This is a genomic window from Clostridium sp. AF50-3, from assembly GCF_003477445.1.
Lineage (GTDB): Bacteria > Bacillota > Clostridia > Lachnospirales > Lachnospiraceae > Otoolea > Otoolea fessa.
Genome location: NZ_QUDH01000002.1, coordinates 356,945 through 367,096, shown reverse-complemented (window position 1 = coordinate 367,096; position 10,152 = coordinate 356,945). Strand labels below are relative to the sequence as shown.

Annotated in this window: 18 protein-coding genes; all 18 read left to right on the top strand. The window is 44.2% G+C overall.

The window, feature by feature from the left end:
• Positions 1-35: 35 nt before the first annotated feature.
• Complete coding sequence (locus DW085_RS19590) at positions 36-248, top strand: hypothetical protein (RefSeq protein WP_243033922.1); 213 nt, start codon at positions 36-38, stop codon at positions 246-248.
• Positions 245-394: a hypothetical protein gene (locus tag DW085_RS19585; RefSeq protein WP_243033921.1), complete on the top strand. Its 150-nt coding sequence runs from the start codon at positions 245-247 to the stop codon at positions 392-394. Before DW085_RS19590 ends, DW085_RS19585 begins: the two co-directional genes overlap by 4 nt.
• Positions 395-437: 43 nt before the next feature.
• On the top strand, positions 438-866 hold the full coding sequence (locus DW085_RS04295; protein ID WP_347474966.1) for an isochorismatase family cysteine hydrolase: 429 nt from the start codon (positions 438-440) through the stop codon (positions 864-866).
• A gap of 93 nt (positions 867-959) precedes the next feature.
• Positions 960-1,628: a hypothetical protein gene (locus tag DW085_RS04290; RefSeq protein WP_118491534.1), complete on the top strand. Its 669-nt coding sequence runs from the start codon at positions 960-962 to the stop codon at positions 1,626-1,628.
• A complete protein-coding gene (locus tag DW085_RS04285; RefSeq protein WP_118491533.1) occupies positions 1,615-2,442 on the top strand; it encodes a ribose-phosphate pyrophosphokinase in 828 nt (275 codons plus the stop codon). The genes DW085_RS04290 and DW085_RS04285 overlap by 14 nt, the downstream gene beginning before the upstream one ends.
• A gap of 21 nt (positions 2,443-2,463) precedes the next feature.
• Complete coding sequence (locus tag DW085_RS04280; protein WP_118491531.1) at positions 2,464-3,945, top strand: nicotinate phosphoribosyltransferase; 1,482 nt, start codon at positions 2,464-2,466, stop codon at positions 3,943-3,945.
• Entirely contained in the window at positions 3,945-4,358 is a 414-nt protein-coding gene (locus tag DW085_RS04275) for a hypothetical protein (RefSeq protein ID WP_118491529.1), read from the top strand. The genes DW085_RS04280 and DW085_RS04275 overlap by 1 nt, the downstream gene beginning before the upstream one ends.
• Positions 4,345-5,151, top strand: coding sequence for an NAD(+) synthase (gene nadE / locus DW085_RS04270; protein WP_243033920.1), 807 nt, complete (start codon positions 4,345-4,347; stop codon positions 5,149-5,151). The genes DW085_RS04275 and nadE overlap by 14 nt, the downstream gene beginning before the upstream one ends.
• A complete protein-coding gene (locus DW085_RS04265; protein ID WP_243033919.1) occupies positions 5,151-5,942 on the top strand; it encodes a site-specific DNA-methyltransferase in 792 nt (263 codons plus the stop codon). The genes nadE and DW085_RS04265 overlap by 1 nt, the downstream gene beginning before the upstream one ends.
• Positions 5,899-6,444: a tRNA (adenine-N(6)-)-methyltransferase gene (locus DW085_RS04260; protein ID WP_118491527.1), complete on the top strand. Its 546-nt coding sequence runs from the start codon at positions 5,899-5,901 to the stop codon at positions 6,442-6,444. Before DW085_RS04265 ends, DW085_RS04260 begins: the two co-directional genes overlap by 44 nt.
• A gap of 1 nt (position 6,445) precedes the next feature.
• Entirely contained in the window at positions 6,446-6,778 is a 333-nt protein-coding gene (locus DW085_RS04255; RefSeq protein WP_118491525.1) for a hypothetical protein, read from the top strand.
• Positions 6,775-7,089: a hypothetical protein gene (locus tag DW085_RS04250; protein ID WP_118491523.1), complete on the top strand. Its 315-nt coding sequence runs from the start codon at positions 6,775-6,777 to the stop codon at positions 7,087-7,089. Before DW085_RS04255 ends, DW085_RS04250 begins: the two co-directional genes overlap by 4 nt.
• Positions 7,079-7,282 carry a hypothetical protein gene (locus DW085_RS04245; RefSeq protein WP_118491521.1) on the top strand — a complete coding sequence of 68 codons (204 nt, stop codon included), beginning with the start codon at positions 7,079-7,081 and terminating at the stop codon, positions 7,280-7,282. Before DW085_RS04250 ends, DW085_RS04245 begins: the two co-directional genes overlap by 11 nt.
• 129 nt (positions 7,283-7,411) lie before the next feature.
• On the top strand, positions 7,412-7,891 hold the full coding sequence (locus DW085_RS04240) for a hypothetical protein (protein ID WP_118491519.1): 480 nt from the start codon (positions 7,412-7,414) through the stop codon (positions 7,889-7,891).
• An 11-nt stretch (positions 7,892-7,902) separates the two neighbouring features.
• A complete protein-coding gene (locus DW085_RS04235) occupies positions 7,903-8,388 on the top strand; it encodes a hypothetical protein (protein WP_118491517.1) in 486 nt (161 codons plus the stop codon).
• A gap of 79 nt (positions 8,389-8,467) precedes the next feature.
• Complete coding sequence (locus tag DW085_RS04230) at positions 8,468-9,205, top strand: DUF1071 domain-containing protein (RefSeq protein ID WP_182430774.1); 738 nt, start codon at positions 8,468-8,470, stop codon at positions 9,203-9,205.
• A 31-nt stretch (positions 9,206-9,236) separates the two neighbouring features.
• On the top strand, positions 9,237-9,668 hold the full coding sequence (locus DW085_RS04225; RefSeq protein WP_118491513.1) for a single-stranded DNA-binding protein: 432 nt from the start codon (positions 9,237-9,239) through the stop codon (positions 9,666-9,668).
• 11 nt (positions 9,669-9,679) lie between these two features.
• On the top strand, positions 9,680-10,147 hold the full coding sequence (locus DW085_RS04220) for a hypothetical protein (RefSeq protein WP_118491511.1): 468 nt from the start codon (positions 9,680-9,682) through the stop codon (positions 10,145-10,147).
• Positions 10,148-10,152 lie beyond the last annotated feature (5 nt).

Here is a 10,152-nt window from a genome sequence, read left to right as displayed (position 1 = left end):
AGAAAGATGAATAAAGAAAAAGAATATTTTTTGAGATGGCTGCAAGATGTAAATACCGTTTCCCGTATCGCGGTAACATTTCGGTAGAAGATTTATGGGATCTGCCGGTCAAGGCGCTGGACGGAATTTTTAAAACTCTGAATGCCGAGGTTAAGCAGTCGCAGGAAGAAAGTCTTTTAGAGAACAAATCTCCAGAGGATGAAGTCTGGCAAACAAGATTGAGATCATCCGTCACATCGTTGCCGTGAAACAGGAAGAGGCTGCGGCACTGAAAGACCTGCGCGAGAAGAGCGCTAAGAGACAGAAGATTCTTGAACTGATGGAAAAGAAAGATAATGAGGCACTGGAGCAGATGAGCAAAGAAGACCTGCAGAAGATGTTGGAAAACCTGTAGAAATCGAGCGGCGGGGCGAAACGCTCCGCCAGAAAGGAAGATTATGGCAAAGATTTTAATTGTAGTTGATATGCAGAATGATTTTGTAACTGGTGTGCTGGGAACCCCAGAGGCACAAGCAATCGTACCGAATGTGGTAAAGAAGATGAATGAGTACCGAGAGAGTGGACGGCGAATTTTATGCACAATGGATTGTCATTCCAAAGAACATTATATGGATTCCTTAGAAGGAAAACATCTGCCAGTTCCGCATTGTTTATATGGAACAGAAGGAATGAAACTTATTACTGAACTCCCTTTTGTCGCACCAGGCAGTCGTTTTCAAAAAGATACGTTTGCTTATGGCAGTTGGGAAGAAATCTTAGAAAATGAAGATGATTCTGTAGAGCTTTGTGGCGTATGCTCTGATATCTGCGTGATTGCAAATGCCCTGGCGATAAAAACAGCATTTAAAAACCTCGAAGTTATGTAGATGCAAGCTGTTGCGCCGGGACAACACCGGAGAAACACAAAGCCGCGATGGAGGTTATGAAATCGTGTCAGATCAATGTGACAGGAGAAAACGATGGATAAATATTTGAGTGTAATCACAAATTTTGGCTGTCATTACACCTGCCCGTACTGTATCGTAAAAAATAATCACTTAAACATTCCTAAGACGACGGTGGACGGATTGAAAGAGTTGCCGAAAGCTTATGCCGAGAATGGCTGTAACTGGATTTCGGTTTCTGGTGGCGGTGATCCGTTATGGAAATTCAAAGAGCACTTTATATGGTGGTGGAAGTTCTGGACGAAATTACCAACCGGTGCAAAGACCGAGCTTCACACAAGCATTTTCCCACATTTGGATGGCGGCGTTGTTGATGCGTTGCGGTATGGTGGATTTGACAGAGTCGTATACCACGCCCATACCATTGACGACTTGAAAAAGGTCAAACGCTTCGGTGAAGACCAGATTGTCCGGGTCGTATATGTGGTAGACCAGAATTTTACCGAGGAAATGATTTCAGAAATTGCCGATATTTGCCAGGAATCAGAGGAGATTGATGAGTTGAGTTTCCGGCAGATGGTTGATGATCATTATCAGGCGACGGATTATTGCCAAGATTTCTTGCGGCAGGGGCATAAGAAACGCTGGTGGTACATTGAACAGTGTGACTACAACCTCTATTACTGTGAAAACAAGGTTTATGATGAATATAGAAAGATAGGTGAATCGGATGATTTGGGTTGATGACAAGCAGGTTAAGGTGGAACATTTTCCAGATGGAACACAACGTATTTCTATTCCGGGTGTGCGTGAAATTGCGCCTTTTGCCGCTACGATATTATGGAAATATGATGATGAGAGCGAATTATCGACGCTGATCTATATTACGAGACATTTAAAAAACGAGTGCCAGATAAATTCATATCTTACAATGCCATATCTTCCGAATGCTAGAATGGATCGTATTCATGAGAGTACAGAATGTTTTACTTTAAGGGCGTTTGCCGATGTGATCAACTGGCTCGGATTTGTTGAGGTAACAGTTTTAGATGTTCATAGCGATGTATCGGCAGCATTAATTGATCGCATCAAGATAGACTCTGCTCAAAGATTTATCGAAGGAGCACTCGAAGAAATGAATGCTACTCCACAGGATACAGTGCTGTATTTCCCGGATGCGGGTGCGGCAAAAAGATATTCTGGGATGGTTCCGGGAATGAAATATTGCTACGGAATCAAGCATCGCGACTGGGATACCGGCAAGATTACCGGACTTCACGTTGAAACGGATGGGCTGGATTTAACTGGTAAGCGAATCCTGATGATTGACGACATCATCGCGTATGGTGGCAGCATGGCATATGGCGCCAGCGAATTGAAGAAAATGGGCGTTTCCGATATTTATGCTTATGCAAGTCATACGGAAAATTCGGTATTAGATCGTGAACACGGCACACTGATATATTTGCTGGAAAACGACGTTGTGACACGGCTGTTTACGACTGATAGTCTGTTTAGAGGGAACCATGAAAAAATTACGGTATTTCCGTACCGATAATGAATTAAAGGAGTAAATAAAATGATAGACACAAATGCAATTTTACTTTCTGACACATATAAGCAGTGTCATCGAAGAATTTACCCGAAGGGATTGGCGAAGCTGGTGTCTTATTGGACGCCGCGCAGATCGATGTTTACAGATCCGGACGACGAAATGATTTTCTTTGGTTTACAGGGTTTTATCAAGGAATATCTGATCGGATATTTTAACAAGAATTTCTTTGAGCGCCCGGCGGCAGAAGTCGAAGAATCTTATCATCGCTATATGGATATTCAGATTGGCGCGGGAAACTACGACCTGGAAAGCGTAATGGAACTGCATGAACTGGGGTTCTTGCCGATTAAGCTGTCTGCATTGCCGGAGGGAACAAAAGTTCCTATGGGGATTCCGTGTATCCAGCTTACAAACACAGATTCGAGATTCGCGTGGGTAACTCAGTGGGTCGAGTGCTTACTGCAGGCGTCGCTGTGGAAACCGTGTTGTCATGCGACGGTAGGTTGGAAATATCATAAGCTGGCAGAGAAGTATTATAGGGAGACCGTTGATGATTCCGTAAGTCCGTTCGATGCGATGGCAGATTTCGGTATGCGTGGTATGTCCTGTATGGATGAGGCAATTCATGCGTCCGCGGCGTGGCTGCTTTCCTTCAACAAGACAAGCACAATTCCGGCGATTCCATACATTGAACAGATGTATCGGACGGATTGTTTGGCGGCGGGAATTGGTCGCGGAGCTGTGAGCACCGAACATTCGTGCCAAGGCGCAAACTTCGCGGTTGATGGCGATGAGATTACATTTATCAAGCGTATGCTCACCGAATTGTATCCAAACACGTCGTTCAGTATGGTTTCCGATACATATGATTACTGGAATCTGGTAAATAACCTGCTGCCACAGTGCAAAAAAGAAATTATGGAGCATAATGGAAAAATGCTGATCCGTCCGGATTCCGGGGATATTGTCAAAATTTCTGTCGCGACGGTTCAGAAGCTCTGGGAAATCTTCGGCGGCACAACCAATGAGAAAGGTTACAAGGTTCTTGATCCGCATATCGGCATCATCTACGGCGACGGCTGCCAGCTTACAACGGTTGAGACGATCTGGGAGCAGCTAAAAGAACTGGGATTTGCCGCAAATTGTATTACTTTCGGAGTTGGTGCATTCTGCTTCGCGGCGACGATTGAAGAGAATGGCAAAATGATTGCTCTGACCCGTGACACATATGGTATTGCTATGAAAGCTACGCTGGGCGTGGTCGAGGAAAATGGAGCGGAACAGAGGTTCTTTATCTATAAAAATCCGAAAACAGATACGTCGCATATGAAGAAATCCCATAGAGGTTACTGCAATGTGGTTGAATCCGGCGGGAAACTGCGTTGTCTGGATTGCTTATATCATGAGCCGAAAGAAACGCTTTTACAGCCGGTGTTCTGCGACGGAAAGCTGTTAAAAGATGAGGATTTTGTGACGATCAGAAACAGAATTTACGGAGGAGAGTAATGGATTATTACCTGAGAGCTAATGCATCTTATGAACGCTTAGAGCAGGAATTTAAGAAGTATGGCAGGCTGATTTTCGCGGTTGATTTTGATGACACGCTGTACGACTACCATAAAGCCGGAAGAAGCTATGACGATTTAATGGCGCTGCTTCGGCGCTGGGAGCCGTATTCGGAGGTTATCATTTTCACCGGAAATGCACCGGAAAAAGAAGCCTGGATCCGGGATTATCTGGATGCGGCAGGCGTGAAGTATTTGGGTATCAACTGCGACGGATCTGTGGCTTATCCTGGACGTAAGGTGTATGCAAATGTATACATTGATGATCGCGGCGGGCTGAGACAGGTCTATGGGGAACTGCTTACATTAATTGAAAAAATCGAGAGAGGAGAAGTAACGTATGAAAACAATTAAGGATTATATCGAAAATACATTCGATGCGATGGCGGAAAAGAATCGTATCGTGGCGTGGATCAAGGAGTTCTTTGCGGAGAATGGTCCTGACTGCAATGCAGTTATCGGCATCAGTGGCGGAAAAGATTCGAGTGTGGTTGCGGCGTTATGTGTGGAGGCGCTTGGACGAAACAAGGTTCTTGGCGTGAAAATGCCGTGTGGTGAACAGGCAGATATTGATGCGGCAAATAAGCTGATTGAGCATCTGGGGCTGCATTCTATCGAGATCAATATCAAAGATGCGGTTACGGCGGTTATGGATGGTGTTGAAGAGAATCTGAAAGTAGTAACAGATCAGACAAAGATCAATCTTCCGGCGCGTATCCGCATGGCGACGCTGTATGCAGTAAGTCAGAGTGTAAATGGTCGCGTCATGAATACCTGCAATCTATCCGAGAATTATGTTGGTTTTTCCACCAGATACGGTGATTGTGCGGGCGACGCTTCTCCGCTTGGTAGTTCTACTGTCGCAGAGGTTAAAGCAATCGGTCGTGTCCTTGGGTTGCCGGAAGAGCTGATTGAGAAAACTCCGTCTGATGGACTGACTGGCAAGAGCGATGAAGATAATCTCGGCTTTACATACGAAGAACTGGATTCTTACATTACGTTTGGAGTGGCGGAGTCTGGAATCTCTGCAAAATCTCTGGCGAAAATCACCAAGCTTCACAACCAGAACGCTTTCAAGCTGGAGACGATGCCGGAGTACAGACGCGGTGCATGGAACAAAGACGTTTCTCGTGGTGTGCTGTGCTAATGAATGTAAATCAAGTCTATAATGTCGATTGCCTCGATGCAATGTCTAAAATCGAGGACAAATCTATAAATCTTATCTGCACAGATCTTCCCTATGCAGTTACCGCAAGAAATTCATGGGATGTTATCATTCCGTTTGATCGGCTCTGGTCACAATATGAAAGAATCATTGCAGATCACGGAGCAATCGTCTTGTTCGGGCAGGGTATGTTCACAGCTCAGTTGATGACGAGCAATCCGAAGTTGTGGAGATATAATCTGATCTGGCAAAAAACACAGCCAACCGGATTCTTGAATGCGAAGAGAATGCCGTTGCGAAGCCACGAAGATATCTGTGTTTTCTATAAGAAATTGCCGGTATACAACCCTCAGAAGACTACCGGACATGAAAGAAAAATAAGCAAATCTGAACACAAAATTCATTGTAAAGAATCCCTAGACTATGGAAAAATCAATACTCTGACAACCTACGACAGCACCGAGCGGTATCCGACTTCGGTTTGGACGTTTCCGAAGGACACCCAAAAATCGGCGCTACATCCAACCCAAAAACCCGTTGCATTGATAGAGCAAATTATAAAGAGTTATACGAATCCGGGCGATTTGGTTTTGGATACCTGCGCTGGCAGCATGACGACTGCGATTGCCGCGATTAACTGTGGCAGAAATTTCATTTGTTTCGAGAAGAACAGAGAAATATATAGTGTAGGCAAAAGCAGAGTCGAAGAACATATGAAGGAGGTTGAGAATGCCAATAAACAAAGGAGTTCTGACGTCGAGCCGGAGCAATGATGATTTATATACGCCGTTTTATGCGGTAGATCCGATTCTGAAATATCTTCCCAAGACTTCGAAGATATGGACACCATGCGATGAGTCGTGGTCGGCATTTCCGCGAAAACTGCGGGAGGAAGGTTTTGATGTGGTAAGGACATCGCTGGCGGAGGGCAAGAATTTCTTCACCTACGAGCCGCTGGAATGGGATGTGGTTGTGACGAATCCGCCATTTTCCATTAAGAACGATATTTTAGAGCGGCTGTATCAGCTTGGAAAACCGTTTGCCGTGTTATTGCCACTCAATTCGTTGCAGGGTAAGTCGCGATATGAATTTTTTAAACAGGGAATCCAGATTTTAGCGTTCGATTCCAGAATTTGTTATCATAACCCGGAAAACATGGAGAAGCCAGTGAAAGGAAGTCCATTCGCGACGGCGTATTTTTGCCGCGATCTGTTGCCGCAGGATTTGATTGTAGAGCATCTGGAAGAATATGAGAGACCGCTAAAGGAGGTGTGAGATGATCTATATAGAAAGCAATGTACCACGAAACAAAGTCGTTTGGGCGGCGGGTTATGTTTCTGCAAATAAAAAGCAATTTCACATGATTGTAAAACAGAAACCAATACAGGGAATTATTATGGGGACAGGTTATTTAGAATTTTATCCCTTGAAAAGAGATGGATCTGTTTCGAATACTCGCAAGTTCAGTGTATATCAGCACATCTTCGCAGACACTTACGAAGAATGCGTTGCCGAGTATAATCGGTTAGTCCAGGAAGAAATCGCCCGGCTGGAACAGAACATTAATGTTCATAACAAAATATTATCGCGGAATAAGAGGTGGATATGAAGGATTTTGAAAAAGAAATGCTGGCAAAGATTGATGCCGGAGAAAAACTGGATAAGAATGAGCTGGCGAGATTATGTTATGAGCATTCGATCTGTGACGAAGAAGGGTACGAGCATCGCTGGGTGAGAGAGATGGAAAGCATTGTTGAGTTAGACGGCAGATATTTTTCTATCCTTTGGATGCGTGGTTTAACTGAGTGCCAGGAAAATGATTTTGAGGATCAGCCGGTTGAGGTCAGAAAACACACTTACGAAAAGATCATTGAAGTAACGGAATGGATTCCAATTAAAGGAGAGGGTAATGAGGGATAAGGCAAGAATCCGCGTTTTCTGTGATAAGCTGGCGGATATTTGGGAAAGCAAGTGTCCTGATTGGCGGTTTGGACAGATGATGATGAATGTGTTGGGAACGATTGCCAAGGAAAGAGACCCGTTTTTCCCAGAAGATGATGAAATGATGAAAAGGATTGAGGATTATTTCGGAGGCGGTGAGAATGTGGATTGATATTCATGACGCGACGAGAGTGCCGGAACAAGGTAAAATTTATTGGATAACTTATGTGTTCTGCAATGAGCGCGTGTGGTTTTGGCACAATATTCTCGAAAGCGTTGGTATTTTATAAATGATACGGGCATGGCTACACAGGAAACGATCGGAAGAGTCCGCGGTTGGTGGTCTGAGACGATTGAAAAGCCGGTGTGTATGGCAGTTGAAATGTGTAAACCATACATTGTATTTCCAGAGTGCGAAATCAGTGTTTCTGGTAATAACGCGAAGTTAAAAGCTAATCTTTTATCGGATGAAAAAATGGTCGAGAGTGGTTTCCGATGGATTGGAGCGATTGGAAAATGGGTTTTCAATAAGGTTATTTTGCCACGCCAAGGGATTTCGTTTACTGTATCAATACCAAAGGAACATTCGGAAAATTTTCGAATAGATGTGCTTGACGATTTATTCGGGCAACCATATGACTATCAAGGCATATTGTCGAAGCCAACATATGATGAGCCGAATCGAGTCGCTGTGAAATGTTATCAGGAAGTGGAAAAATACATGGAGCGATTGCAAAAGGCGGGTATCATCGAGGGACACGTAAAGGGTGAATACATTTAAGGAGGAATTTAATGATTATAAAAGGCGATAAAATTGAGCTGGTTAAGGAAACCCGCGCATTCAAAAAGATTGGCACCAAGTTTGAGGTTGATCGGATCGATGAGGATGGGAATATTACATTTAACTTTCGTAGCTGCGACTCTGAGGTAGGTCGCTCGCCCCGGGCGACTATGACTTATAGGGAGTTTGAGAAGTATTTCAAAATCGTGCCGGAAAGAGTATGGTCGGAGTGGATGCCTACCAATATCCAGTATTTCGGCTTTATCGGACAGCACCTTAATAGAATAAATGCGGTATATCGTACAAATGGGAAGAAAGTGCAGGTTAGACCTCATAGAGTATATTCTCCATCAATTAACCGCTTACGAGGAGAGGCAACCTGCAGTCCATCCGATGATTTCGACGTAAATAAAGGGCTTGCCATTGCCAAAATGCGACTCGCCAAGAAGCTCTCTGATTTTTCTTATGAACGTTTTGAAGAGGGTTTACGAAATTAGAAAAACTCGTGAGGCAAATATGGAAGTAATATATAGGGCGTCAATCGCGGCGCCCATATAAATAGAAGGAGGATACAGTTTGGAAAACATCAAGCAGTTAGAAAAAACGGTGTTCAATACATTATACGATATTGATACATCGGAACGTGAACAGGTCAAGGAGACTGGCAGAACGTCGCTGAATTACCTGCCGTGGGCGACAGTGTATTCTGAGGTTTGCAAGAACTTCGATGACGTCAAGTATGAGTTCCTGCGCCAAACCAAAGAGGTTGAAGAGATTATCCATACAGTCGTCGATGAGACCACAACCAGAGAAAAACATATTCGGTACACCGAAGAGTTGCCATATTTTGATACGCCGCTGGGCTTAGAGGTTCGTACCAGAGTAACGATCAACGGCATTTCGAAGGAAATGAATCTGCCGGTTTACAACACATCTTATAAGGGACTTGGTTCTACCCCGTATGAGTATGACACCAAAAACGGCAAAGCAAAGCTTCCGGCGGCGCGGCTGGACGATATTTATAAGTCGATCATGCGTTGTTTCGCAAAGAATCTGAGTATGTGGGGCGTTGGTCTACATATGTGGACAAAGGAAGATGCTGCCGAGTCGGTTCTGCAAATGAATAAGTTACAGGCAGAGTGTATGGAAGTTCTGAATAAGAAATGTGCGCTTTCAGAGAAAACTAAGCTGAAAGTTATGGAGATTTGTAAAGAAGTTCTTCCAGATGAAAATGGAGATCCGCGTCTCTGCGACGACAACGAGAAACTGAAAGAGCTAAAAAAGAAGCTGATGGCAGTTCGCAAGATTGCCTAGCAAATAAATCACATAAAGGAGACCAAATTTTATGAACAAAGTAATTCTGATGGGAAGATTAACTAGAGATCCGGAAGTTAGATACACACAGGGCAACGAGCCAATGGCGATTGCACATTACACATTAGCGGTTGACCGTCGCAGAAAAGCACAGGACGAAGGACAGGCTGCGGACTTCATTTCGTGTGTTGTATTTGGTAAAGCCGGTGAGTTTGCCGAGAAATACTTCCGCCAGGGAATGCGCGTTCTGGTAGAGGGTCGTATTACTACCGGTTCCTATACAAACAAGGACGGTCAGAAAGTTTATACAACCGAAGTTACTGTAGAAAATCAGGAATTTGCGGACGGAAAGAGCGGAGATGATTCAGTGAAACCGGCTGGAAACCGACCGGCACAGAAATCTAATGACGGCTTTATGGATATTCCCGATGACACAGAAGACGAAGGTCTTCCGTTTAATTAAGGGAGGACTGAATGGCGAAACCAAAAGTGTATAAGTGCGGATTTCGCCACTGTCAGCACGAATCCTGCGAGGTATCGCAGGAGGAGGCTGTGCAGGTCGGGCGACGATACTTTCACTCCGACTGTGCGGAAATCTACTATAATATGCAGGAGATTCAAAGGCTGTACCGGGAAAAAATAAGCAATACGGTTGTGATGCCGCAACTTCTGTCTGTCATAAACAACATTGTTTTCACAAAACATATCGAATCATCATATCTGTTATTCGCATTAAAATTTGCAATCAATACAAAAATTTCAATTCGTTCTCCATATTCCCTTCACTATCTGGTCGATCGGTATCAGGTCAAGGAAGCCTGGAAGAAGAAACAGTCGCAGAAGGTTAGGGCGGTTAAGTTTGAAGCCGCACCACAGAAAGCGCCGACATTTTCTTTTGCTGCGCCAAAGCAGACGAAAGATATTGGCGACTTATTCGGATAGGAGGG

Bases quoted from the DNA above. Each gene is read 5' to 3' on its own strand.
- DW085_RS19590 (WP_243033922.1), top strand. From the start codon at position 36: ATGGCTGCAAGATGTAAATACCGTTTCCCGTATCGCGGTAACATTTCG.
- DW085_RS04295 (WP_347474966.1), top strand. From the start codon at position 438: ATGGCAAAGATTTTAATTGTAGTTGATATGCAGAATGATTTTGTAACT.
- DW085_RS04290 (WP_118491534.1), top strand. From the start codon at position 960: ATGGATAAATATTTGAGTGTAATCACAAATTTTGGCTGTCATTACACC.
- DW085_RS04285 (WP_118491533.1), top strand. From the start codon at position 1,615: ATGATTTGGGTTGATGACAAGCAGGTTAAGGTGGAACATTTTCCAGAT.
- DW085_RS04280 (WP_118491531.1), top strand. From the start codon at position 2,464: ATGATAGACACAAATGCAATTTTACTTTCTGACACATATAAGCAGTGT.
- DW085_RS04275 (WP_118491529.1), top strand. From the start codon at position 3,945: ATGGATTATTACCTGAGAGCTAATGCATCTTATGAACGCTTAGAGCAG.
- nadE (WP_243033920.1), top strand. From the start codon at position 4,345: ATGAAAACAATTAAGGATTATATCGAAAATACATTCGATGCGATGGCG.
- DW085_RS04265 (WP_243033919.1), top strand. From the start codon at position 5,151: ATGAATGTAAATCAAGTCTATAATGTCGATTGCCTCGATGCAATGTCT.
- DW085_RS04260 (WP_118491527.1), top strand. From the start codon at position 5,899: ATGCCAATAAACAAAGGAGTTCTGACGTCGAGCCGGAGCAATGATGAT.
- DW085_RS04255 (WP_118491525.1), top strand. From the start codon at position 6,446: ATGATCTATATAGAAAGCAATGTACCACGAAACAAAGTCGTTTGGGCG.
- DW085_RS04250 (WP_118491523.1), top strand. From the start codon at position 6,775: ATGAAGGATTTTGAAAAAGAAATGCTGGCAAAGATTGATGCCGGAGAA.
- DW085_RS04245 (WP_118491521.1), top strand. From the start codon at position 7,079: ATGAGGGATAAGGCAAGAATCCGCGTTTTCTGTGATAAGCTGGCGGAT.
- DW085_RS04240 (WP_118491519.1), top strand. From the start codon at position 7,412: ATGGCTACACAGGAAACGATCGGAAGAGTCCGCGGTTGGTGGTCTGAG.
- DW085_RS04235 (WP_118491517.1), top strand. From the start codon at position 7,903: ATGATTATAAAAGGCGATAAAATTGAGCTGGTTAAGGAAACCCGCGCA.
- DW085_RS04225 (WP_118491513.1), top strand. From the start codon at position 9,237: ATGAACAAAGTAATTCTGATGGGAAGATTAACTAGAGATCCGGAAGTT.
- DW085_RS04220 (WP_118491511.1), top strand. From the start codon at position 9,680: ATGGCGAAACCAAAAGTGTATAAGTGCGGATTTCGCCACTGTCAGCAC.